Origin of the sequence: Pelotomaculum propionicicum, assembly GCF_048984525.1 — a bacterium.
Classification (GTDB): Bacteria; Bacillota; Desulfotomaculia; order Desulfotomaculales; family Pelotomaculaceae; genus Syntrophopropionicum; species Syntrophopropionicum propionicicum_A.
In genome coordinates this window covers 17850-42564 of the sequence record NZ_JBMGJC010000005.1, presented here as the reverse complement: position 1 = coordinate 42564, position 24715 = coordinate 17850, and the positions used below count along the sequence as shown (strand labels likewise).

The 24715-nt window shown below is 47.0% G+C and carries 24 protein-coding genes and 1 riboswitch; of the genes, 20 read left to right on the top strand and 4 right to left on the bottom strand.

The features are described from left to right. A complete protein-coding gene (xth, locus tag ACOBQJ_RS06755) occupies window positions 1–777 on the top strand; it encodes an exodeoxyribonuclease III (RefSeq protein ID WP_421070977.1) in 777 nt (258 codons plus the stop codon). A gap of 274 nt (window positions 778–1051) precedes the next feature. Here xth and ACOBQJ_RS06750 read toward each other — a convergent pair whose 3' ends face one another. Continuing rightward, complete coding sequence (locus ACOBQJ_RS06750) at window positions 1052–1204, bottom strand: hypothetical protein (RefSeq protein WP_421070976.1); 153 nt, start codon at window positions 1202–1204, stop codon at window positions 1052–1054. A gap of 203 nt (window positions 1205–1407) precedes the next feature. After that, complete coding sequence (locus ACOBQJ_RS06745) at window positions 1408–2874, bottom strand: long-chain-fatty-acid--CoA ligase (RefSeq protein ID WP_421070975.1); 1467 nt, start codon at window positions 2872–2874, stop codon at window positions 1408–1410. Window positions 2875–3140: 266 nt separating this feature from the next. On the opposite strand from ACOBQJ_RS06745, the gene ACOBQJ_RS06740 reads away from it, so the two are divergent. From ACOBQJ_RS06740 to ACOBQJ_RS06715, 6 genes are all read left to right on the top strand, one after another. After that, window positions 3141–3752 (top strand): HD-GYP domain-containing protein, encoded by a 612-nt coding sequence (locus ACOBQJ_RS06740; protein ID WP_421070974.1) that lies wholly within the window; start codon window positions 3141–3143, stop codon window positions 3750–3752. Window positions 3753–3959: 207 nt separating this feature from the next. Beyond that, on the top strand, window positions 3960–4217 hold the full coding sequence (locus tag ACOBQJ_RS06735; protein WP_421070973.1) for a hypothetical protein: 258 nt from the start codon (window positions 3960–3962) through the stop codon (window positions 4215–4217). A 13-nt stretch (window positions 4218–4230) separates the two neighbouring features. Next, window positions 4231–5637: an FMN-binding glutamate synthase family protein gene (locus ACOBQJ_RS06730; protein ID WP_421070972.1), complete on the top strand. Its 1407-nt coding sequence runs from the start codon at window positions 4231–4233 to the stop codon at window positions 5635–5637. Window positions 5638–5818: 181 nt separating this feature from the next. Continuing rightward, window positions 5819–6559 (top strand): ParB/RepB/Spo0J family partition protein, encoded by a 741-nt coding sequence (locus ACOBQJ_RS06725; protein ID WP_421071172.1) that lies wholly within the window; start codon window positions 5819–5821, stop codon window positions 6557–6559. A 248-nt stretch (window positions 6560–6807) separates the two neighbouring features. Then, the gene (locus ACOBQJ_RS06720) at window positions 6808–7752 is read left to right on the top strand and encodes a cation diffusion facilitator family transporter (RefSeq protein ID WP_421070971.1); all 945 of its coding nucleotides are present in this window, start codon (window positions 6808–6810) and stop codon (window positions 7750–7752) included. Window positions 7753–7823: 71 nt separating this feature from the next. Next, entirely contained in the window at window positions 7824–7994 is a 171-nt protein-coding gene (locus ACOBQJ_RS06715) for a hypothetical protein (protein ID WP_421070970.1), read from the top strand. Here the strand turns inward: ACOBQJ_RS06715 and ACOBQJ_RS06710 are convergent. Together ACOBQJ_RS06710 and ACOBQJ_RS06705 are read right to left on the bottom strand one after the other, a co-directional pair. Beyond that, complete coding sequence (locus ACOBQJ_RS06710; RefSeq protein ID WP_421070969.1) at window positions 7973–8569, bottom strand: hypothetical protein; 597 nt, start codon at window positions 8567–8569, stop codon at window positions 7973–7975. The two genes, ACOBQJ_RS06715 and ACOBQJ_RS06710, sit on opposite strands and share 22 nt — an antisense overlap. Beyond that, window positions 8556–8921 carry a hypothetical protein gene (locus ACOBQJ_RS06705; RefSeq protein ID WP_421070968.1) on the bottom strand — a complete coding sequence of 122 codons (366 nt, stop codon included), beginning with the start codon at window positions 8919–8921 and terminating at the stop codon, window positions 8556–8558. The genes ACOBQJ_RS06710 and ACOBQJ_RS06705 overlap by 14 nt, the downstream gene beginning before the upstream one ends. A gap of 245 nt (window positions 8922–9166) precedes the next feature. Next, window positions 9167–9250: riboswitch (cyclic di-GMP riboswitch) on the top strand. A 113-nt stretch (window positions 9251–9363) separates the two neighbouring features. Between ACOBQJ_RS06705 and ACOBQJ_RS06700 the strand changes: the two genes are divergently transcribed. The 13 genes from ACOBQJ_RS06700 (at window position 9364) to ACOBQJ_RS06640 (ending at window position 24679) form a co-directional block, all read left to right on the top strand. After that, the gene (locus tag ACOBQJ_RS06700) at window positions 9364–10353 is read left to right on the top strand and encodes an HD-GYP domain-containing protein (RefSeq protein ID WP_421070967.1); all 990 of its coding nucleotides are present in this window, start codon (window positions 9364–9366) and stop codon (window positions 10351–10353) included. A gap of 261 nt (window positions 10354–10614) precedes the next feature. Continuing rightward, the gene (locus tag ACOBQJ_RS06695; RefSeq protein WP_421070966.1) at window positions 10615–11595 is read left to right on the top strand and encodes an MBL fold metallo-hydrolase; all 981 of its coding nucleotides are present in this window, start codon (window positions 10615–10617) and stop codon (window positions 11593–11595) included. Between the two features lie 29 nt (window positions 11596–11624). After that, the gene (locus tag ACOBQJ_RS06690; RefSeq protein ID WP_421070965.1) at window positions 11625–12476 is read left to right on the top strand and encodes a flavodoxin family protein; all 852 of its coding nucleotides are present in this window, start codon (window positions 11625–11627) and stop codon (window positions 12474–12476) included. 21 nt (window positions 12477–12497) lie between these two features. Next, window positions 12498–12692, top strand: a complete 195-nt coding sequence (locus ACOBQJ_RS06685; protein ID WP_421070964.1) for a hypothetical protein — start codon at window positions 12498–12500, stop codon at window positions 12690–12692. 43 nt (window positions 12693–12735) lie between these two features. After that, complete coding sequence (locus ACOBQJ_RS06680; RefSeq protein WP_421070963.1) at window positions 12736–13185, top strand: PaaI family thioesterase; 450 nt, start codon at window positions 12736–12738, stop codon at window positions 13183–13185. Window positions 13186–13762: 577 nt separating this feature from the next. After that, a complete protein-coding gene (locus tag ACOBQJ_RS06675) occupies window positions 13763–15187 on the top strand; it encodes a phenylacetate--CoA ligase family protein (RefSeq protein ID WP_421070962.1) in 1425 nt (474 codons plus the stop codon). A gap of 119 nt (window positions 15188–15306) precedes the next feature. Beyond that, window positions 15307–16158, top strand: coding sequence for an AAA family ATPase (locus ACOBQJ_RS06670; protein ID WP_421070961.1), 852 nt, complete (start codon window positions 15307–15309; stop codon window positions 16156–16158). Between the two features lie 32 nt (window positions 16159–16190). Next, entirely contained in the window at window positions 16191–17381 is a 1191-nt protein-coding gene (locus ACOBQJ_RS06665) for a vWA domain-containing protein (protein WP_421070960.1), read from the top strand. Between the two features lie 36 nt (window positions 17382–17417). Continuing rightward, window positions 17418–17663 carry a hypothetical protein gene (locus ACOBQJ_RS06660; RefSeq protein ID WP_421070959.1) on the top strand — a complete coding sequence of 82 codons (246 nt, stop codon included), beginning with the start codon at window positions 17418–17420 and terminating at the stop codon, window positions 17661–17663. After that, a complete protein-coding gene (locus ACOBQJ_RS06655) occupies window positions 17656–19518 on the top strand; it encodes an aldehyde ferredoxin oxidoreductase family protein (protein ID WP_421070958.1) in 1863 nt (620 codons plus the stop codon). Before ACOBQJ_RS06660 ends, ACOBQJ_RS06655 begins: the two co-directional genes overlap by 8 nt. 70 nt (window positions 19519–19588) lie before the next feature. Beyond that, window positions 19589–20920, top strand: a complete 1332-nt coding sequence (locus tag ACOBQJ_RS06650) for an acetyl-CoA hydrolase/transferase family protein (RefSeq protein ID WP_421070957.1) — start codon at window positions 19589–19591, stop codon at window positions 20918–20920. A gap of 560 nt (window positions 20921–21480) precedes the next feature. Further along, entirely contained in the window at window positions 21481–23046 is a 1566-nt protein-coding gene (locus ACOBQJ_RS06645) for an acyl CoA:acetate/3-ketoacid CoA transferase (protein ID WP_421070956.1), read from the top strand. Between the two features lie 199 nt (window positions 23047–23245). Beyond that, entirely contained in the window at window positions 23246–24679 is a 1434-nt protein-coding gene (locus ACOBQJ_RS06640) for an SLC13 family permease (RefSeq protein ID WP_421070955.1), read from the top strand. Window positions 24680–24715: the final 36 nt, after the last annotated feature.

Below are 24715 nucleotides of genomic sequence, written 5' to 3'. Positions count from 1 at the left end.
ATGTTTAAAGTTGCAAGCTTTAACACAAATTCAATACGTGCCCGCCTGCCACTGGTGCTTGACTGGCTGGACAGGGAAAAAGCCGATGTGCTATGCCTGCAGGAAACAAAGGTGGAGGACAAGGACTTCCCGCACGCGGAATTTGAAAAGAGAGGCTACCATGCTGTCTTCAGCGGGCGAAAATCATATAACGGAGTCGCTATTATCAGCCCGCACGTGCCGGAAAAGGTCCATACCGGGATCGGAGAGTGGGCGGAGCAGGGCGAAGCCCGCCTGATCGAAGCCGCCGTCAAAGGGATCCCCGTGGTGAATACATATGTGCCCCAGGGGTATGACCCCAAGAGCGAGGTATTTGCATATAAACTCAAGTGGATCAGGTCGATGAGAGAGTATTTTGACAGCCGCTATAAACCTGAGGACCGCCTGATCTGGCTGGGCGATTTCAATGTGGCGCCCGAGCCGATTGACGTGCATAACCCCAAAAGGCTATACGGCCGTATAGGTTTCCATCCGGAAGAACATAAAGCGCTGCAGTATGTAAAGGAGTGGGGTTTTGTTGACGTGTTCCGCCTCCATGTGAAGGAAGGAGGGCACTACACCTTCTGGGACTACCGGATGCCGAGGCTTTTTGAGAGAAACTTAGGCTGGCGGGTAGACCACATCTGGGCAACGGCCCCTATAGCCGAAAAATCGCTCAGCGCCCGGATTGACGTGGAGCCGAGGAAAATGGAAAGGCCTTCGGACCATACATTTATCATCGCCGAGTTCGATATATGAAAATAGTAAAGGCAATACAAATCGGCACTCTAAAAAGTGATGTTTTTCAACAGTCTGTGGATAATTTTGTAAAGTAATATTAATAGTAATTTAAAGATTTAATAATAAATTCATAATAAGCAAAAGGTAAGATATAGGGGAAATCAGGATAACTGACCCCCTACACCCTACTATCCCGTCTCTTGAAGGCGGGACTTTTTGTTTCCCCGCCCGAATTTCTAACATTTTTACATATTTGATTAAAAGGACGTTGATATATGTTTCAAAATTTTGTTTAGATACCCATCATACCGTTTGTGTAAGCGCCTGTTTCAAATAGATCTTCAGCCATCTGAAGATCCTCTGACTCTTCCGTGCTTTTTTTCCCTTTCCTGCGGCCGATCGCTGCCTTATCTCGCTCATTATCGGGAAATTTATGTTTTGGCAAGTTGTACACCTCCAGGTATTAGTCTGTTTCATGGCAGCAGTTTTTATAACCAGGTATTATTAAATAGTTTCATATCCGGCTGATCTATTTATATTGCCGATAAAAATAAATAAGCGCAATAAAAAAAGGCTGTCTTGACGCAGCCTTTTTTCTATAAGTAACCATATTGCATAAACAGTTGTATAAAATGATTTTGAACTGATTTAGGATGTGATATTGCGCAGCTCTTTCTTTAATATCTTGCCGGTGGCGTTTTTAGGCAGCGAGTCAATTTCAACAATCTCCCTGGGCAGTTTGAACTGGGCCAGGTTTGATTTGAGAAAGGCCATAAGGTCTTTTTTATCCAGTTTCATATCCTCCTTAAGCACTACGTACGCACGCACCGATTCCCCCCGGCTCTTATCGGGGACACCGATCGCAGCCGCCTCTTTAATAGCCGGATACTGGTAAAGGATCTCTTCCACTTCCCTGGGGTAGACGTTAAGGCCGCTGACAATGATCATGTCCTTTTTACGGTCAACAATGAAAATGTAGCCGTCCTCATCTATATAAGCCAAATCACCGGTGTACAGCCAGCCGTCCCTGAGGGCTTCAGCGGTTTCCGCCGGCAAATTATAGTAACCGAGCATGACGTTTGGTCCCTGTACCAGCAGTTCTCCTATCTCACGACAGCCCATTTCATTGCCGTTATTGTCGAATATCTTTACTTTATTGTCTAGGACCGGCAGGCCGATAGATCCCGGTTTTGTAAGGCTTAACGGGTTGAAAGCCACAACCGGGGAGGCTTCGGAAAGGCCGTATCCTTCAATAACATGTTTTTTTGTTTTCTCATGGAACCTTTCAAGGATTTCCATTGGCAGAGATGCTCCCCCGCTGACGAAAAGGCGTACTCCCGCCAGGTCTTCAGGCTTGGCCAGTGAAGTATAAAAATTGTACATGGCGGGCACACCAGCCACCAGGGTAATGCCATGGTCGCGAATAGTGGCGATTACATCTTTCGGTAGGAAAGTTTCAACAATTGTAATAGAGGCCCCATTATAAAGAGGAGTTGCAATGGTGCAGGTCCAACCGAAACTGTGGAACATCGGCAGTACGCACAGGGTGTTGTCATCAGGCCCGGACTCCGTTGCTTCTGAAAATGCTCTCGCGTTAGAGACCAGGTTGTTGTGGGAAAGCAGGGCTCCCTTTGGGCGGCCCGTTGTACCGGAGGTATACAGGATTACACAGGGATCAGACTCCTTGATTAAAACAGCGGAGGGGTCCGGATATCTTTTATCAGCTGTTTCCTTCTCGATGTCAGCTATAAAAACCTTTATGGGAGGCCCTGATCCCTCTTCGAACTGGCCGGAAAAATTTATGTCCTTGTCAGTTATTACGTGTTTGACTTCCGCGTCTTTTAAGATGAAAGCAATTTCCCGGGGTGTGAGCATTGTATTAAGAGGCACGACTACTCCTCCCAGGCTGGCAATCGCCATGTAGCTGAAAATGAATTCCGCGGAATTCCTGGCGTAAAGGGCTACATTGTCATGGCCGCGCACACCCAAAGCATACAGGTAGCTTCGGTATTGAGAGACCTTCCTTTGCAGCTGTGCGTAACTATAGGCAGCGCCTTTCTCGTATATGGCGATTTTGTCACCGGATCCTGTTTGGATTAGCTCGTGTACTAACAAATAATTTCCCTCCAATGTCAAAAAATTAAAAAATCTCTTGCTACTTATTTGACACGCCTAGTATAAGATCCTTCATCCAATCCTGCCTAAATATACTAAAGGTAAACTTAATATTATTTGTTACGTTATCCCTGCCGCGGAAAAAATTAAAAATAATAGCCATACCAGCCAAAAAAGGCTAAAATATATTCAGGATTTTTAATTTATATTTTTTATTTTTTAATTAATTAAAGAATTATCTCTGCTGGGCAAAGATGGTGGTCTAAGTGAAACAGATAGAATCTATCCCGGAGATACTGAGGATTATCACAGAGATAAGTGACGTGTCCAGGGCGGCGTCTTGCCTCAGTGAAAATTTGTCTTTATTGGATCCGTTGATTGGAGACCATTCAATTAATGTTGCCAGGTATGCTGTTTTAATAGGGAGCCAGATGGGCTTTCCCAGCGATCAATGCAGCACCTTGCTGCTGGCTGCCTTACTGCACGATATTGGTAAAATGCTTATCCCCATCAAGATACTATATAAAACCGCGGTTTTAAATAGCGAGGAATGGGAGATAGTGAAGCAGCACCCGGTATCAGGGAATAACCTGCTGCAGCCTTTTATTCAATATAGGGAAGCAGCTTCCATAATTCTATGTCACCATGAGTTCTATAACGGCCGGGGATATCCAAACGGGACAGCAGGTGATGAAATACCGATATTCTCCAGGATTATTTCTGTCGCCGACGCCTACGAGGCGATGACCTCGGGCCGGCCGTTCAGAAGAGGGTTTTCCCATCGTGAAGCAGTCAACCGGATTAAAGAGGGGAGGGGAATCCAGTTCGATCCGGATGTGGTAAGCGTTTTCGTAAAAGGGCTGCAAAACCGGCCTTAGGTCCTTTATTATATATGGAGAAAGATATTATTTGTCAACAGGCGTAAAGGCCTTTTTTTATTTTCAGGTGTTTACTAACAGAGCATGTCAGAAGAACCGTCCCCTTTGACACGCTTTTAATATGAGGCTGGCAGAAAGTCCCACGACTGATACCATAATTATGGGTAATTATATTGTCAAAGATTAAATTGACCAGGAGGTTAAATAATGGAACACCTGCCAAACATGTCGGAAACACTCGCTTCCTTTCACTCGGATTTAAACAGGATCCAAACTGTGGCCGGGACTCTCGCTCAGGTTGAAAGACAGCACTACAATGACCTGACCAAGTATGAAGACCAGAGGTTGACAAGCATCGCCGTGTCCGAGCAAAGCAGCGCCAGGCAGCTGGGCGAAATAAAACAGATCTGCATCGCAATGGCTCAAAAAATTGAAGAAATCCAACAAACGATGTCTGGGAAATAGGAGGTCTTAGCAATTGGGTTTATTAGCCAGGCTTTTCAGGGGAGTCATAAACGAGGTCGCCGATGACGCCGTGCGTACTATGACCAGGGACCAGTATATTGAAAACATATACGAAATGGTCCCCGCGTTTAAAAAAGTCAGCCCCATAAATCTTGTCGAAATCGCTTTAAGGGCTTCAAAAGGGACTCCGATCCCGCGCCCGCTGGGCAGCCATATTCACTTTTCCCCGTGGGAAAAGCTATTGTTCAGCCCGGTCCACCTTTTTCGTTTTCCCACTCCTGAGGACGTGGGCATAAATACGTCGGTTAAAATCGGGCACAGGGCGAAAAAACCGCTGAACATTTCCATACCGATTATGATCGCCGGCATGTCGTTCGGCGGCGCTTTAAGCAAGAGCGCCAAGGTTGCCCTGGCCAGGGCCGCGACGATGGCCGGGACCGCCACCAATACCGGTGAGGCTGGCCTTATGGAAGAGGAGCGGCAAGAAGCTCAGCTTCTAATCGGACAGTACAACCGGGGCGGCTGGCTTAACAGCAGGGATAAATACATGAGGCTGGACGCCATAGAAATCCAGCTGGGCCAGGGCGCCCAGGGTTCGACGCCGCAGCGGACGGCTTTTAAAAATATCGGGGAGGAGTACAGGGAAGTTTACCAGCTGGAAGAGGGGCAGGACGCGTTAATACATTCCCGGCTCTCCGGTGTTAATACGAAAGAAGATTTTATTAAACTGGTAAGAGAGCTAAAAGAAGAGACAGGCGTCCCGGTGGGTCTGAAAATAGCGGCGACGCACCACCTGGAAAAAGAATTGCAGGTCGCCCTTGACGCGGAGTGTGACTTCATCACGGTCGACGGGGCCGAGGGAGGCACACACGGCGGAGCGCCGACCCTCGAGGACGACGTGGGTCTGCCGACAATCTTTGCAGTAAGCAGGGCTGCCCAGTTTCTCGCCCAAAAAGGAGCTATAAGAGACGTAAGCTTAATTATAACGGGTGGATTGGTAACTCCGGGACAGATGCTTAAGGCCATGGCCCTGGGCGCCGACGCGGTCTATATCGGCACCGCCGCCATTATGGCGATGCTGGGAGATCAGATCACCAAGGCGACTCCTTTTGAACCACCCACGGACCTGGTAGTTTATACAGGTAAAATGACTGATCGCCTTGACGTTGACAAGTCTGTCCAAAACCTGTTTTATTTCCTAAACGCGGCTGTGCGTGAGATGGAAATGGTAGCGATTACCCTGGGCAAGGTATCGCTGACAGATGTCGGCAGGGACGACCTTGCGTCCCTGGACCCGTTCCTGGCCAGGGCCTTGCATATAGATCTCGGTTTCGTATCGCCGGAAAACCAGGACCTTTTTTATAACAATTTTGAGGAGATAAACATGATTAAGACCCAACCACAGCAGGCCGCCCATTAATGGGGCATGGAACAGTTGTTCGAACAACCGGGCTAAACAGTCCAGGTTGTTTTTTTTATGTCTTTTTTTGCACTTAAACAGGAATATGGCAATATTTGTTGAAATATTAAATCAATTATTTTGCAGGAGAGGAGGTTTTATATAAAAAGTAGTATAGACCAGGGGGGATGTAGTCTTGTATATGGACATTCCTATAGAAAAAATCGTAACCCAGGACAATGTCAGGCAGGGTTTTAATAAGGAAGCGATAAGGGGGTTGGCTCAGTCTATCAGCAACGTGGGGCTGCTGCAGCCTGTTATAGTAAAAGAGAACAGCGATGAGACATTTACTCTGCTGGTCGGCCACCGGCGTTTTGAAGCGGCCAGGCTGGCCGAGGTAAAAGCGATCCGCGCCATTATTTTTGACGATAGTGAATCCAAGCTGATGCTGCAGCTGATTGAGAACCTTCAGAGGGAAAATCTCAACCCTATAGAGGAAGCGCTGGCGTATAAAAAGATCCTGGAGGAGGAGGGCCTTACCCAGGAAGAATTAGCAGCAAAGCTTGGCAAGCCACAGCCTAATATCGCCAACACCCTGAGGCTTCTCAAGCTGCCGCCTGACGTGCAGAAAATGTTAATGTGCGGAGATATAAAACAGGGTCATGGAAAGGTGCTGCTTCAGATAAAAGATCCTGACAAGCAGCAGATGTGGGCTGAAAGGACTTTTCAGGGACGCCTGTCGGTCAGCGCTCTGAGGGAAGCTGTGCTGCAGGAAATAAGGACGGATTCTGAGGCCAAGCAAAAAGAATACAATCAACTGATAAACGGCATCAGGGAATTTCGTAAAAATACTGAAAGCAGCTTTTTGTTAAAATACATATCACCGGAAGAGAAATTAAATATCAGAAATGAAATTGCAGAATTGATTAAGCTTTTAGATTAGCTGCCGATATTTAAATATAGATGCACGCCTGGCTTTGGGCCGCATATAATAAACTGTTGGGGATAAAGGTTGACGCATCAAAATTATTAGAATAAAATACTATAAACAATATACAGCAAACATAATTTTTTGCCCGCGGGTTTCATCTGATAAATGGACACCGGGGCATTTCTACTTTTACAGCAAATGATAATCATTCCTGATAATAATAAGAGTAATTATCATTTGTTTCAGGAGGTTTCCGCGGTTTGAACGACAAGGTAAAGGCGGCCGCCCTTTCAATCGGGTCTAATACGGTTCTCACGGTCGGTAAGCTCGCCGTAGGCCTGTCCATCAATTCGGTCAGCGTTATCTCCGAGGCCTTCCACTCGGGCCTGGACCTGGCCGCGGCGATAATAGCCTTCGCGGCGGTGCGGAAATCATCCAAGCCTGCTGATGAAAGGCATAATTACGGCCACGGCAAAGTTGAAAATTTGTCCAGCATCATTGAGGCCCTTATGATTGTAGCCGCGGGAGTGCTAATCATCCTGAACGCGCTGCCCAGGCTAAAAGGCGGCGGGGAAATCCACGGCCTCGGCCTGGGCGCAGCCGTAATGGCTGTTTCAGCGGCGGTAAATATCCTGGTTTCGAGGAAATTGCTGAAAGTGGCCAGGGAAACAGATTCACCGGCTCTGGCGGCCGACGGCTGGCACCTGCTCACCGATGTCTACACCTCACTGGGTGTCTTTGTGGGGTTGGGACTTATTTATTTAACCGGGTATACGATTATTGACCCCATTATAGCGCTGCTGGTGGCCCTGCTGATACTTAAAGCCGCTTATGACCTGATTAGAGATTCGATGCGCAGTATCTTGGATTTTGGCCTGCCCAAGGGCGAGGAATCCGTTATTCTAAGCGTTCTGAAGAAGTACTCGGGCGAGTTTGTAGAGTTCCATAAACTGCGTACCAGGAAGTCGGGCAGCGACCGTTATGTGGACCTGCACCTGGTGGTGCCGAAAGACAAACACATCGAAACAGTACATTCTCTTTGTGACCGGATTGAAGAAGATATGCGGATGTCGCTTTCAGGCATACACGTGTTAATCCACACCGAACCGTGCGGAGGCCTGTGCGAGGAGTTGGAAGGCCGTGACGAGCGTAATATCCTGGAAAAATGTCCCGAGTGCGAAAGAAGAGATATGAAAGACAGGTAACATGAGCAGCAGCAGCAGCAGCAGCAGCGCTGAAGGCAAGCCAGGAGGCCGGGAAATGGAAAACAGAGTTTATGGCCCTGTCCCGCAAGGCCTTCGCAGGCGAGCTCAACGATGAAGAAGCCGGAAGGTTGCATGAGATTAAAGAACATATTGCGGTGGCGGTAATGTCAAGGGAAGCGGCGGATATTTATCATGCGGTACAGGTTGGTATCCTGCGAATTCATCTAACTCCTGGCGGTTGAAGCTGCAGATTTTTTAAACTGAGATGAAAAGCAGCCGCCAGGGCGCCGAGCAGGTCCGATACCAGGTCCAGGTTCGTATCCGCCAGGCCGGCCTGGTTGGGTATTCTGGGATTTATTAAAACATCCACTGCAAATTCAAGCATTTCAAAGACTGCGCCAAGGCTTAGGCCTAATAACACTAAAAAGATAATTTTATTTATTTTTGCTTTAAACGATATTTCCATGAGTTGATTCATTATCGAAAAGAAAATAAGCACCGCTGAATAAGTGCCGAATACATGCAGTATTTTGTCAAAGACAGTTGAGGAAAGATATAGTTCCAGATATTTACCGGCAAAATTATGCGCGGTAATTAATATTAAGAGGCAGCTTCTCATGTAATTGCTCACAGATATGCCGTATTTTGATTCAATAAATATATAAAGCGCGGCAGCAATAACGGTTAATGCAACATCTTTAACGTAATCTGTTTTCCCGGCGCTTATTAACGCAATTACAGTCAGAAACTGTATTAAGAAGAAAGAGTAGTTTAATAAGTTTTTTTTGCTTGTTCCCGAATCCTTAATCAATCTCATGCTTCAGGATCTCTTCAATTTGCTTTTCAATCTTTTCCAAATCGAGACCGGCTTCTTTTTTTATGCTTTTTCTCAGCATAGGCCCGATATTATTAATATCGTCCATAATATCTTTTAACAATTCCAGAGCAACGTTTGCTTCAACTATTTCCCTCGGGATTTCTACAATATTAGATACGATGGAAGTTTCAGTCCTTGAAGCTATAATTGGATCTTTTAGTTCTTCCACGAAAACTTTTGTTCTTCGGCCAGGCCCACGGTCGTCTTCTATCGGCTCGAGAACTATAATCTTGTCTGAACGGACATATTTACCGTATCCTAAAGGAACTATGATATTTTCCCTTACTTCCATGGCTGGCTCCGTTATGAATGAATTTTTTATATTTTAACCAGCCTGAACCCTGTTATCCCTGTGGCCTTGAAAGTTTTCCACGGCTCAAATTTGACGTTCCCCGGCCTAATACACGTTCCAGGTATACCTGTCTCTGGTACAAAGGTCCTGGTTTTTAATTAGGAGCCTGTTCCTATTTACTTTGGACCTGGCTCCCATTATCATATGAGTATAAAGCACTATCAAACATCGTTTTGTGTTTCTAAAATCGAAAAAGGCAAACCCAATCGAAAGATGGGGACGCAAAGCCACGGGTCTAAAGCATATGCCATGACAGCCGGGTTGCCGTGAATAATCATCTTGGGACACTACCTCTTCTTTCACGGCCGGGTAGTTTTTTATTTGCGAGCGAAAGGAGTGTTTTGTCCTGAGAATAGCCAGCCTGCAGGAGATTACCGGCGATGTGGTATTGGCAAAAACCATATATGATGTTGACGGCAGAATATTACTGAACAGCGGCAGCCTGCTTAAGGAAAAATACCGGGCAAGGCTTATAGAGATGGATATTACTGAGATTTACATCGAAGATAGTATCTCTCAGGGTATAGAAGTTAAAAGCGTTGTTGATCAAAAATTAAAGATGGCCGGCAGGAGTTTAGCGAAAAAAACTTTCGGCAGCATAAAAGCAAAAAAAGATATACCCTTCAACGAAGTCCAGGACCTGGTAAGTGAGTTGATTGACCAGGTATGTTTCAACACCGAAGACCTCATGCGCTTCGATGATCTGAGAGTGAACAGGGATGCCTTGTACGGACATTCCTTTAATGTCGCGTTAATATCAGTGGTGATAGGACGGTTTTTAGGATATGATGAACTGGAATTAATGAAGCTTGGCACAGGGGCGTTTTTGCATGACATCGGTAAAGCTCTGCTGCCGGATGATATCGCAGGAAAGAATCCACTAAACGAAAGCGGTAAAACCTTCACCGCCCACACAAAATTGGGTTATGATCTATTGAGCGATATCTATGAGGTGAGCCCCTTATCTAAATATATTGTGCTTTCACATCATGAAAGGCCGGATGGATTGGGCTACCCCAACGCAATTAATGGCGTTAAGCTGCACCAATTTGCGAAAATAGTATCGGCAGCAAATGTTTTCGATATTTTAACCAACAGTACAGGGGTTGCAAAAATGCCGATTTACCAGGCGGTAGAATATCTTATCGCCATGTCCGGCACGCTGTTTGATAAATTGGTAGTTGATACCTTCATCAGACACCTGGCTCTCTTTCCTAACGGGTCACAGGTAAAGCTGAGCAGCGGGGAAAAAGGTGTGGTAAGTGGGCAAAATAAAAACGCGCCGACCAGGCCCATAGTTAAAATTCTTAGCAACAGCAGTGCGAGACTGGAAAATTTGATGAGCAATTTATCGTTGGTGATTGTGGGATAAAAAGAACATATATGTATAAGAGATTCCTGGTTGGTCATTCCAGGGATCTTTTTTTATTAATAGGCTGAGCTAATTAGTGCAATCGTAAACAAATATTTCACTTTGTTTTTTTCGGGTTGTAAGATTAAAATTGACATCGATATTAACATAACGGTAAGTATTACTAGTTTTAAATACCTTACATTATTTCAAAACTGATTGCATTAATAGCCCCTGATAGGGGCTATTAATGCAATCATGTTGGATCGTGGAGGGCATTAAGTGATTCAAGAAATCCTTCCTGACATTTACAAGATAGAAGTTCCGCTTCCAGGGAGCCCCCTCAAGGCTACGAATTCCTATTTGATCAAAGGGCGGGAAAGAAATCTGCTGATTGATACCGGATGGAACCGGGAGGAAAGCAGGGAAGCTCTGTTTGCCGGACTTGCCGCTCTGGATGCGGTTTTAGAGAAAACGGATATTTTACTTACACACGTCCATGCCGATCACAGCGGCCTGTCCGCGGCTGTGGCCACGGAAAAGTCCACTCTGTATTGCGGCGAAATTGACTCAGAACTTGTAAACGCGACGGGGACACCCGCCTACTGGTCTAATATTAGCGCAATGTTTGGTGTCTATGGCTTCCCGCTGGAAGAAATCACCAGCGCTATGCGGGCACATCCCGGCAGAAGGTACAACCCTGGCGTAAAACAAGATTTCACCATCCTCAGGGGAAATGATGTAATCCAGGTTGGGGATTACTGTTTCACCTGTATTGAAACCCCCGGCCACACACCGGGGCATATATGTCTTTATGAACCTAAAAGCAAGATCCTGGTTTCGGGCGACCATGTTTTGGACGATATTACTCCCAATATTACTTTTGAAAAAAGGATAGAAGACTCTCTGGGACATTATTTGCATAGTCTCGATATAATCGATGGGCTGGATATAGGCATTGTACTCACAGGCCATAGGCGGTTGATTGACAACATCCACAAAAGGATCGGCGAGCTAAAACAGCATCACCAGAACAGGATTAATGAAGTATTAGATATATTAGGGGCCGGCCTGAGGGATGCTTACCGGATCGCAGGCCAAATGACCTGGGATATAAGCGCAAAATCCTGGGAGCTTTTCCCGCCTGCCCAAAAAGTTTTTGCAGTAGGGGAGGCAGTTACCCACCTGGAGTATCTCCAACATATTGGCAAGGTAAGGAAGAATGAAAATAATGGAAAGGTTTCATTTGAACTCATTTATTAAGGATGTCAGTCTAAACGGGGGTGGAGCAGTTGAAAAGGATCTTAGGGATAGTTGCCTCGCCAAGAAAATTAGGAAATTGTGAAATACTAACCAGGGTGATCATGGAGGCTGCAGGCCAGGATAACGTGCTTGAGATGGTCAGGCTGACTGACCTGGATATTAAAGGGTGCAGGGCGTGCTATTCCTGTTTGCCTAAAGAATCTGCCTGTGTTATCGATGACGACCTGGGTTTCCTGCTGGAAAAAATCCGTCATGCGGACGCTGTGGTTATAACTGCCCCGTGCTATATTTTAGGCCCTAACAGCAGCATCAAAAAGCTCCAGGACAGGTTTGTCTCCATAGGCAATAAATTCGAACAGTTTGCCGGGAAACCCTGCGTTACGGCAACCACATACGGCGCTCCCGGCTGGGAAGGTTATAGCGAGCAGGCTTTAAACCTTACCGCCAGGTTTTTAAACTTAAATTTAGTAGACAGCGCGGTCTTTTTCGGAGCACACCCCGCAGAAGTTATAGAAAAACCGGCTGACCTGCAAAGAGCCCGGCAGCTGGGCAGGGCTCTGTTTGATCCCGCCTATAAGCGGACACCCAAAATAAACGAGTGCCCTGTCTGTTGGAGCGATATCCTGAGGTATGACGGCGAAAATGTAATTTGCCCATTTTGCGGTACCAGGGGTGAGATTAATACCGGGGGAGAAAAGGCCAAACTAATTTTTTACCCTAAAGACGGACACCGTTTTACTGATGAGGGCAGAAAGCGGCACTTTGACGCTTACCTGAACAGCAAAAAGCAGGAGTTTCTAAGCAAAAGACAGCATTACAAAGAGCTGCAGAGCCCGTACCGCGGCGCCAGCTATTGGGTTACCCCGGATCACGTCAAATAAAAAACGTCGGGGCGATAAATAATGGAGAGCAGTTATAGTAAAACCGGCCAAAACATAAATGTTGCAAAAGTCATTTATATTCATGATGAAAAAATGGGCTGGGTTAACGTAACGTTGTATTTGGAAGACCTTAAAAATATCATTCATACGGTTGAAAATAAAAAATACGAAAGAAAAGATTACAATCTTACCCGTCTTTATTATTCCTCCCGTTAAACTGACAGTAATGTTTCAACAATAAGAGGCAGGGGGCAGTCATATGAAACAAATCAAAGAACCAGGGGAAGGGCCGGCCGCACCCGCGGAGGTGCAAGAGGTATCTCTAAGCCCTTTTGCCGAGTTTATCGGCGCCAGGATTGACAGGGTGGCAAAAAATTATTGCCGGCTGTCTCTGGTCTTAGACGAAAGATGCACTAATTACTATGGTGGTACTCACGGTGGAGTTATAGCTGCGCTGGCAGACAATTGTATGGGCATGGCCCTGCGATCCGCAGGCCTTCGTCCGGTAACCGTTGAGCTGACAGTTAATTACATGAGCAATCCTGACGTTGGTGAGAAAATTACCGCGGAAGGGTTGATTATACACCAGGGCAATACCATAGTCCTGGCTGAGTGCATCATAAAATCCGGTGATCTTAAAAACGTGGCACGGGGAAAGGGCGTTTTTTTAAACCGTGGACCTCTCGCAGGCGGCAAGGATAAAGGATAATTAGAGACAATATAGCTATAGCAGGATCCCTATAAGGTATCTTGAGATTATTAAAAATCAAAACATATTTATATGCATGGGATATGGTTGAGACTCTTGGTCTTCAGCCTTTTTTTGTATTTATATTATAATATCTCTCAAGTTTTCAATAAAAGGTGGACTTTTGGTCATAACTTAATTTTTTAGTTATATAGTTCTTGTTAAACTTAGGCTTATTAGTTGAATTTTTAGACTTTTATATTTCATTATTATTATATTTATAGGCAGTGCTTATCAATCCAATCGCAAACACATATTTCACTTTATTCATTTGTGGATGGTAAGATTAAAAAGGATAAATTTCGGATTTGGCGTCTACCTCACATGGATTAAATATGGTGGTGGTAGGTTAGGACAACAAGTTTTGACAACAACATATATAATGACGCAAAGCAATAACGCTTTATATTGTTTAAATGCTCTATTTTACTAACTAAGCCAAGGATTGTTATGAAAAAACAGAGGATTGTGTTGCTATAACAACCGGTCCCTGAAGTCAGTGTAATTCCTGGCAAAATGTCTGGTAAGAGAAAGAGAGATGTTGTTTGATATGTTAATGACCGGGGTTCGTCAGACTACTGGTGTTGATTACAAGTACTGGTCTCCGGCGGAGACAATGCCTTATAAAGAGATGAAAAGACTCCAGTTAGCCAGATTGCGTGAGCAAATAAATTACCTTTGGGAGAAAAGTCCTTTTTATCGCGAGAAATGGGAGCAAAGCGGTTTTTGCCCGGGGCAGTTAAGGACGCTTGAAGACATTAGGCGTATACCCATTTTGCATAAAGAAGAAATAAGGTCAAGCCAGGAAAAGAATCCTCCCTATGGGATGATGCGCGTTTCCGGCCGCGGTCCGTTCATTCGCATAGGTATGACATCAGGGACTACCGGCGAACCTGTACTCATTCCATTTACTGAAGAAGATTATTTCGGGGACTTTTGCGAAGGAGCGGTACGCAGCGTTTGGGCGGCGGGTATAAGGAATGATGATGTTGTGCACGCCGCTTTTGGATTTACACCTTTTTTGGGACTTGCCGCCGCTTATGACTGCTGCGAGCATTTAATCGGGGCCCTGGTGATTCCGGGTGGTATTTGGAACAGCTTGATGCGTCTGACAATGATTAAGAAATTGGGTATAACGGTTTTAATGGGTACGCCGACATATATATTGCACCTGGCCAAAGTTGCCGAAGAAAACGGTGTTGATGCCCGGTCCCTGGGAGTAAAGAAAATTTTAACCGCCGGCGAGCCCGGCTCAATGTCCATTCCAAATACAGGTTTGCGGCTGCAAGAAGCATGGGGAGCCAAAATATTTGATTATTGCGGAACACAGGAAACACACTACCTTGCCTGGATGTGTGAAGAAGGAGTAGGACATATGAACGACGACCTCGCTTATTGCGAGGTATTGGATCCGGATACTGATGAACCGGTCCCGCCGGGACAATCCGGAAAACTGGTGGTTACTGATTTAGTGGGTAAAACCCACCCCTGTATCAGGTACGAGACCGGTGACCTGGTTAAAGGAATAGACGCGGGCACTGTCTGCTCTTGCGGCAGGACACTGAGTGTCATGAAAGGATTCATGGGGCGGGTAGGAGACATCATAAAAGTGCGGGGCGTGTGCGTATCCGTCGCGGGAATTGAAAATGTGATACGGGGAATCCCGGAATGCTCTGATAGTTACGAGTATATAGCATCAAAGAATAATAACGGGATGGACAAGATAACGGTGCGGGTCGAGCCGAAAAGAGATGTTGATACCGGGTTGTGGGATGATTTGCGTAAAAAGGTGGCTCAAAAATTGCAGCTGTCTTTTATGGTAAATATGGATGTGGAAGTACTTCCTCCCGGCACACTGCCTGAATTTGAATTGAAAGCAAAGCGCTTCCGCGACATCAGGCCTCCGGTGGCTGACAGCGGCGTATCTTGTCCGCCAGATAAGAAGGTAACTGTTAAGGTTTAAGAAATAAAGGCCGTTATCTTTACCGGGTACCGGCCTTTTTATTAAGTATTTATGCTTGCCTTCTAATCCGTAGTGCTGCAGGTCCGTCATATCGCATTTTTCTATGGAGGTGTTATAAAATGGAATTTTCAAAGTTTAAAGGATCAAAAGACTATATAGCGGCCAAGGATCTGCAAAACAGCGTTAATGTCGCAATGGCCTTGGGACGGCCGCTTTTAATTAAAGGTGAGCCGGGTACGGGCAAGACCATGCTGGCAAAAAGTATTGCCGAGAGCCTTGGACTTAAAATTATTATCTGGAATATAAAGTCGACGACCAAGGCCCAGGAAGGGTTGTATGTCTATGACACGGTACAGCGGCTTTACGACAGCCAGTTCGGTGAATGCGACGTGTCGGATATCAGCCGGTATATCAAGCTCGGCAAACTTGGAGAGGCTTTCAGCTGTGATGAGCCTGTGGTGCTGTTGATCGACGAAATAGACAAGGCCGACCTTGAATTTCCCAACGACCTACTGTGGGAACTGGACATTATGAATTTCTATATACCTGAAACCGGGCAGACCATCACTGCCAGCAGGCGGCCTATCGTTATCATTACCAGCAATGCTGAGAAAGAACTGCCTGACGCTTTCCTGCGCCGCTGCATTTTCCATTATATAGACTTTCCGGATAAGGATATGATGGCCGAGATTATCAAAGTACACTACCCCGACCTGGAGGAGATCCTTATGCGTCAGGCGATGGAAGCTTTTTACGCTCTGCGCGGCGTCAGCGGCCTCCTGAAAAAGCCAAGCACGAGCGAACTGCTGGACTGGGTGCGGGCGCTCACGCTGGGCGGTATCAGGCCGGACGTGATCGCCCGCGAGCTACCGTTCCTGGGGGTGCTGGTTAAAAAGAACGAGGATTTCTCCAAGGCACAGCGGTATCTGGACGAAAAGGCCGGCCGGAGACCAAAAGCCGTCCCCTACTAACACATTTAAGTGTGTAAGGAAGGTGCAGTCTTTTGTTTATTGATTTTTTCCACGAGTTGAAAAGCGAGGGAGTCCCTGTCTCTTTCTACGAGTGGATAACACTAATGGAAGCGCTGGCAAAGGGCCTTGCTTTTTCCAGCCTGACCGGCTTTTACTACCTGGCCCGGGCGGTGCTGGTAAAAAATGAGGCGCACTTTGACCGTTATGACCTGGCGTTTGCCAGGTATTTTAAAGGTTTGGAAACCCCGCAGGATATTTTGGAAAAAGCGCTGGAATGGCTTAATAACCCTGTGCCGGCGGTGATGATTGCTCTTAAAAAGCAGTCGCCTTTTTCCCAGTATGATTTATTGGAAATGCGGCGGCAGCTTGAGGAAAGGTTAAAAAACCAGCGCGATGCAGATAAGGAAGGCCCGCATAAAATAGGTACAGGCGGGACATCCATGTTCGGGCACTCCGGTGAAAACCCGGCAGGCATACGTATCGGAGGCGAGTCAGTTAACCTCTCTGCCGTTAAAGTGGCCGCGGAACGGCTCTACCGGGGGTACCGGAATGACAGTATTACCGGCGTGCGGCAGTATGAGATGGCGCTGCGCAGGCTGAGGCAGCTCACTACCAGGCTGGAAGGCCCAAAGGACGAACTTGACATTAACGGCACCATAGACGCCACGTGCAGGAACGCCGGCATGTTAAAGCTGGTTTGGGAGCGCCCCCGTCGTAATAAATTCAAGATTATCCTGCTCATGGACTCGGGTGGTTCAATGGACCGGTATATGCAGATCTGCAGCCGCCTTTTTACAGCAGCCAACCGCACGACTCACTTTAAAGAAATTAAATTTTATTATTTTCACAACTGTGTCTATGAGAACATATACACCAGCCATTTTATATCCGAGGACAAAGCGATTAAGACGGAAGAATTCCTGAAAAAATTTAATTCTGACTACCGATTGATAATTGTCGGCGACGCCAGCATGTCCAAGAGCGAGATGCTGTTACCCGGCGGCGCCATCGCCTGGAATGAGTTTAACAAAGAACCGGGCCAGGTTTGGCTTAATCGCCTGGCCAAGCACTTTCCACACTCGGTCTGGCTTAACCCTGTTCCCGAAAAGGAATGGGAAGGACATAGAGGGTTTTTTACAATTTCTATTGTCAAGGAAATATTCTCCATGTTTGAGCTTTCTCCCGAAGGCCTCGAACAGGCCTTAAAAAAGCTTAAGAGGTAAACCGTGTGATTTAATTATTATTGGAAGGTGTCTAACATGGACTGGAAGATAAGTATTTGTGAGGAAAATTGTACCGGATGCCGCATTTGCCAGATGATCTGTTCCTGGGCCAACCAGGGAAGGTTTAATCCCTCACTTGCTTTTATAACAATAGAAAGCATAGATGAAAATGACGCCCGTTTTAGAGTTAGATTTGAACCTGGCTGCAAAAACTGCGGCCTGTGCGCCGCTTACTGCGCCGGCAAAGCCCTGCGAAAGGAAAGGGGGCCGCGGAGTGTATAAGTTGATTGAAATAGATTTGACCGATAAAAAAATTGAGATCAAGGATGCCGCTGACCTGCACCGGGACTTTATCGGAGGGTTGGGGGTAAATACTAAACTGCTGGCAGAACTTACGCCGCCTGGCGCGGATCCGCTTGGGCCGGATAACAACCTGATTTTTGGCGCGGGCGCTTTTGTAGGGACCCTACTGCCTACCGCCGCGCGCACCGAGCTTACCGCCAAATCTCCTTTAAGCGGCCGGTTCGGCACCAGTAACAGCGGCGGGCTCTGGGGGGCGGCATTAAGATTTGCCGGATACAGCCATATTGTATTGACCGGCAAGAGCCCCACGCCGGTTTATATCACCATAGACAATGAACAAATAAAAATAGAGGACGCGGCACACCTCTGGGGTTTAAGCACCGCTGAGACGGTAGACCGTATAAGGCAAAACAAAGGAAAAGACTATCAAATAGCCAGCATCGGTCCTGCCGGTGAAAAACTCGTCCGTTTTGCCTCGGTGCAAAACAATTACCATGGCAGCTGGGGCAGGACCGGCATGGGCGCGGTAATGGGCAGCAAGAACGTAAAAGCCATAGCCGTGCGCGGTACTGGCGAAGTCAGCGTGGCGGACAGCCCCGGTTTTGCCAAAATTATGAGCGAAGCTTATAAAAAGGTAATCAGCCATGATTCTTACGGCTACACTAAACGATACGGCAGTATGGTGGTTTCAGACCCGTACAATAAGATAGGGGCGCTGCCCGGACATAATTTTACCCGCGGGTATTTTGAGGACTGGATAGAAACCCGGGGCAGGGGAGTTTTTGAGAAAAAATATAAAGAAAAGGACCTGGCCTGTTTTGCCTGCCCGATCGCCTGCACCCACTGGACAAATGTAAAAGGCGGTCAATACCGGGGCTATGAAAATAAAGGCCTTGAGGTAAGCTTTACTTTGGAATTCGGCGCCAAGCTGGGGATAAAAGAGATTGCGGAAATTTTGCAGTGCGCGGAAATATGCAATTTGTATGGTATGGATGTGGTATCCGCCGCCGGCGCAGTCGCCTTTGCTGTTGAGGCTAACCAGAACGGCCTGCTCAACCAGGCAGGCACGGAAGTTCCCGTAACATGGGGCGATTTCGGGGGAGTTATAAGCCTCCTGGAAAAAATAGGGCAAAGAAAAGGTATAGGGGACCTGCTGGCTGAAGGCGTTAAAACAGCTTCTTCAAAAATACCTGGCAGCGCAAAGTACGCGATGCATATCAAGGGGGTCGAAATGCCTGTTCGGGACCCCAGGGGCAAATGGGACGTCTGGATGCTGGGCTACCTGACCAACACAAGGTGCGGTGACCACCTGCGCACCAGGTCTCCCGTCGATAACCTGTTGGGTGGTGTACGTAGCTATTTTGAAGAAGATATATCTGTTTCAGAGGATACGGTCAATAGTTTGGACATGCCGGAGTCATTAAAGAAAGAAATATTCGGCGAACCTCCTTTTAAAGTCGATATTCCCAGGATGGCCGTATACTCAGAAGACCTGATCACAATAATAAACTCAACCGGCCTTTGTATCAGGCCGCCTGTTCACAGGGCGCTGGGCCCGGCTTTTTATGCGCGGGCTCTATCGGCGGTGACCGGTTACCGCTATACTGAGCAGAAAGTAATGAAAGCTGCCGCCGACATTTGGCTCCTCCAGCATCAGTTCAACGTGCGCGAGGGTGAAAAAAAAGAAGACTATGCTTTTCCTGCCCGGTTTTACGAGGAATCGCTGCCTGTTCAGTCAGGAGGGACCAACCCCCCGTTACCCCGTGAAGTCATAAATGAAGTTTTACAGGGTTATTTTAAAGCCCGGCAGATCGAATTTACTCAGGGAGATTGATGATCTAGCTTGAAAAAAATTATTCCTTATCAATCGCTTGCTAAATAATGTGATGTTAATAAAGAAGGAAATGGATTATACAGAAATATACAAACGAAAACTTGTTGCGCCGGCAGAGGCGGTTAAAGCAGTAAAATCAGGGGACTGGGTTGAATACGGCTCATTTTCCGGATGCGTTGTTGTTCTGGATAAAGCGCTGGCCGGGAGAAAAGATGAACTCCGGAACGTAAAAATACGCAGCACCGCACGTGCCGCCGGCATGCCGGAAGTGGTAAAAGCCGATCCTGCCGGGGAACATTTCATTTATAACAGCTGGCATTTCAGCGCCTCTGAGCGCAAGTTAAGTGATCAGGGCCTTTGCTCGTATATGCCCATGGTCTACCGCGAGCTGCCGGATTATTACCGCAGGTTTGTTGACGTGGACGTTGTTATGATCCCGGCAGCACCAATGGATAAATACGGTTATTTTAATTTTGGACCTCAAGTCTCGCACACCATGGCCATGTGTGAAGCAGCCAGGACAATAATACTGGAAGTTAACCCCAATATGCCGCGCTGCCTTGGTCTGGAGGAGTCGATCCATATTTCAAAGGTCGACCATATTGTTGAAGCCGACTACCCCATCGCTGAGATACCTCTTGCCAGGCCCAACAATGTTGATAAAAAGATCGCCTCATTAATAATAGAACAACTTGCAGACGGCTGCTGCCTGCAGCTTGGTATCGGCGGTATGCCCAACGCGGTGGGAGGCATGATTGCCGCTTCCGGTTTAAATGACCTGGGCATTCACACCGAGATGTTTGTCGACTCAATGGTCGATATGGTTGAAAAAGGACAGGTGACAGGAGCCAGGAAAAATATTGACAAATATAAAACAGTTGCCACTATAGCGCTTGGCACCAAAAAGACCTACGACTTTATTAACGAAAACCCGGCCTGTATCTTTTATCCCGTGAATTACACAAACGATCCCCATGTAATTGGTCAGCTGGATAATTTTGTATCAATTAACAACTGTATAGATGTAGACCTTTTCGGCCAGGTAAATTCTGAATCTGACGGTCTCCGGCAAATCAGCGGCACCGGCGGCTCTATTTGTTTTGTCGAGGGCGCTTTCCGGTCAAAGGGCGGCAAGAGCTTTATGTGCATGACTTCGACCTATAACAGCGGCGGCCGGATGCTTTCAAGGATCCGCCCGGCTCTGGAGCCCTGTTCAGTTGTGTCCGTCCATCGCGGTTTAGCATCCAGCATTGTAACTGAGTATGGGATTGCAAATTTAAAAGGCAAAGCTTTATGGCAAAGGGCGGAATCCCTGATCTCTATCGCCCATCCGGATTTTCGTGAAGAACTTGTCAGGCATGCCGGGAAAATGGGTATTTGGAGAAAAAGCAATAAGCGATAATAAGAAAAACCAAAATAATAGCAACAATCTGGGTATATAGGTGTGGGGATAACAATAAATGTAATAATGATCATAACAAATTAGCATAATCAGGAGCAATAATAACAATTATGAAACAATGACCATAATAAGCCTGTAAGTTCTGTACAGGAAAATAATAATTAGACAATAACCATAATCCAAATTGGAGGACACCTATGTTGCTCAATGCTGTTGCGCAAACAGGGGTGTCTTATTATTTTCCTTCAGCATTAAATCGAGAAATACATATATATTGCTAGTTATTATTGCGACTGCAATATTTATAGGCATTACTTATTAATGCAATCGTAAACGCATATTTCTCTTTGCTCATTAGCGGATGGTAATATAAAACCGTAATTAAAGCGGCGGAATACTGCATGCAGCAGTAGTTAATATATCATTAAAAATGAATTGGAAGAGAGGTGAAAATTTTCACAAGATAACGGAATAACTTGATGTTGTCTTGTTTTTTATCGTGTTTCAGTCATTATTTAAGGTATTTTCAGGAAGATTTAAATCTGAAGGGAGTAGAAACGATGGCGAAAGTAATTACCCCGGATCAGGTCGGCGCGCTGGTGAAAGACGGCGCATGTGTGTCATGGACCACAGCAGGTTTGTGCGGTTTTCCCGAAGAACTGGCGATAGCGCTTGAGAAGAGTTTTCTGGAAACCGGGCATCCCCGGAATCTTTGGAACATTCACAGCTGCGGCTGCGGCGACTGGAAGACCAGAGGGATGAACCATATGGGCCATGAGGGTATGTCCATAAGGCACACTGCAGGACATATCGGCGAAGCCCCCATGATGGGCAAACTGGTTCTTGATAATAAAGTCCAGTGCCACCTGTTTCCCCAGGGCATCCTGGTCCATTTATTCAGGCAAATGGCCGGCGGCAAACCGGGCGTGCTCACAAAAGTAGGGTTGGGCACCTATGCGGACCCCCGCCGGGAGGGCGGCAAAATTAATGATATCACCCCGGATGACCTGGTAAAACTGGTTGAATTTGATGGGGAAGAGTATTTGTACTTTAAACCCCTCAAGTTGGATGTAGCGATGATCCGCGGCACCGTATGCGACGAAGACGGCAATATGACCATGGATGAAGAGCCGTTGTTCCTGGAAGCGCTGCACCAGGCCATGGCAGCAAAAAGAAACGGCGGCATTGTCATTGCCCAGGTTAAGTACGTGGCCAAAGCCAAAACACTTAATCCCAAGGCTGTAAAAGTGCCGGGCGTTTTGGTGGACTACATCGTTGTTGCCAAACCGGAAAACCACCTGCAGACAAGAGTCACCTTAAATGAGCCCGCATATGACGGCCGCATCAGAAAGCCCCTGGCGCATGTCGAACCCATGGTTCTTGACGAGCGCAAGGTTGTAGGCCGCAGGGCTGCATTGGAGCTGAGGAACAGCGCTTGCGTCAACATGGGCATCGGGATGGCTGACGCAGTTGCCGCTGTTGCCGCGGAAGAAGGCGTAAGCGACGACTTGTTAATGACCATCGAGTTAGGCGCCTTTGGCGGCGTGCCGGCCAAAGGTATGGATTTCCCGGCTGCCTGCAACCCAGATGCGATCATTGACCACGCCAATATGTTTGACTTTTATGACGGCGGCGGCCTTGACATATGCTTCCTGGGAATGGCCCAGTGCGATGTCGAAGGCAACATCAACGTCAGTAAGTTCGGACCCAAGGTAGTGGGGCCGGGCGGATTCGTAAATATTTCATCATCCGCCAAGAAGGCGGTCTTCTGCGGCACCTTGACCGCAAGCGGAGCGGAATATGAGGTCAAAGACGGCACCATCAAAGTTCTGAAAGAAGGCAAGGTCCTAAAATTTGTCCAGGCCAATGAACATGTCACCTTCAGCGGAAAGTACGCCGCTCTAAGAGGACAAGAGGTGGTCTATGTAACTGAGCGCGCCGTGTTCAAACTGATCGACGGCAAGGTAACCCTAATCGAAGTCGCGCCGGGTATGGACGTGGAAAAAGACGTCATTGCCCATATGGGCTTCAGACCGGAGATTTCCCCCGATTTAAAAGAAATGCCCAGGGAAATATTCGAGCCGGAGTGGGGCAAGCTCAAAGAGACCCTGGCTGCCAAAGGCTAAACACTTGACTGTTTGCCGGCAGTAACATTTAAGCTGCTGGTGTGAGGCGTGGTATGGGGCGTGCAAACGCCCCATGATATACGCCGGCGGCGGGCGAGGTGATCATAAAGGGGTATAAGGGTAGTTGGATTTATTCTTAATTTCATTAAAGAATCTTAAGTCGGTAATTTTCCAAAACCTGAGAGGAGGAAAATATTTCATGACGACAGCAACCGGTTCGAAATTAAAAGTCACTGATATGTTGTTTTTAGTGATGCTCGCTTTAGCCCTTTATGTGGGTCTGGCCAAGCCCTGGGTACCGACGTTGCCCCCGCAGGGGCACCTGGTGCTCTTAGCCCTGATTATTACCATCGGGCTGTGGATATTTAAGCCGTTGAACATGCCCAACTCTGTTTCAGGGTTTTTCTTCCTGATGTTCACACTGGCTATTAAAGTTCCAGCGCCTAACGTTTTTTCCGGTTTTACCAGCAGCGCCCTGTGGACCCTGATCCCGGCGCTCTTCTTCGGCTTCGTGCTGATTAAAACCGGGCTGGGCAAAAGGATTGGCTTCCTGGTTATGAAGATGTTCAACCCGTCTTACCCCATGTTAATCCTGGCGTTTGTAATCATCGGGTTGGCTCTCTCAGCTCTTACACCTTCAATCACTGTGCGTTGCGTCATCATTGTGCCTATCGCTGTCAGTGTAATTGAGGCCTGCCAGCTAGAGTTAAAGTCCAAGGGCAGCGCACTGCTTCTGTTATCCGCCTGGGCTATGGCGGTAATACCGGGTTCAGGCTGGCTTACCGGCTCCCTGCACGGCCCGATTATTATGGGTATGTTTGGGGCGGTTCCTGAATTGAAAGGCTTGATGACCTTCGATTCTTACCTGCAGGTCATGCTTCTCCCCGCATTAATACTGACCGTGCTGCTTATTGTAGGCGGGTATTTTGCTCTGAAGCCGAAAGATACTATAACCCTGAAGAAAGAATATTTCCAGGAAGAGTACACAAAACTTGGCGCATGGAGCAAAGACCAAACTATTAGCGCGATAATCCTTACAGTCTGCTTCCTGATGTTCTTCACCAACAAAATCCACGGTATTCCTGACGGAGCAACTGTGTTGGGCGGAATGTTCCTGCTGACCATTTCCGGTGTAATTAAAGGTTCGGAATTCGGTACCGGAATCAGCTGGGATTTAATCATGTTCATTGGCGTGGCCATGAGCATCGGCGGCGTATTTGGCGTCACCGGCGTATCCAAGTGGCTGGTTGGCGTGTTAGTGCCGGTAATAGCTCCCTTAACGACAAGCCCCTGGATGTTCTGCTACTCCATCATAATACTGTTCTTCATTTTGAGGTTCTTTGACGTGGCGGTGTTCATACCCACCATGACCATTCTTATACCGGTTCTTCCTGAAATATCGAATAACTTCGGTATTAACCCTATGGTCTGGGTTCCCCTCTTCATCATGGCGGCAAACTGCTTCTTCCTGACTTACACAAACATGTTTGCCATGGTAGCTGAGTCTATTGCCAAAGAAAGGTCCTGGACATCGGGGCAGAGCAGCACCTACGGCATGGTTTACGGTGTGGCTGTGCTGATTACCCTGGCCATCGCAATCCCGTACTGGACTTCGATTGGAATGTTCAAGTAAGCGATTAAAATAGTGTTTTTGGGGGACTAGGCAGTC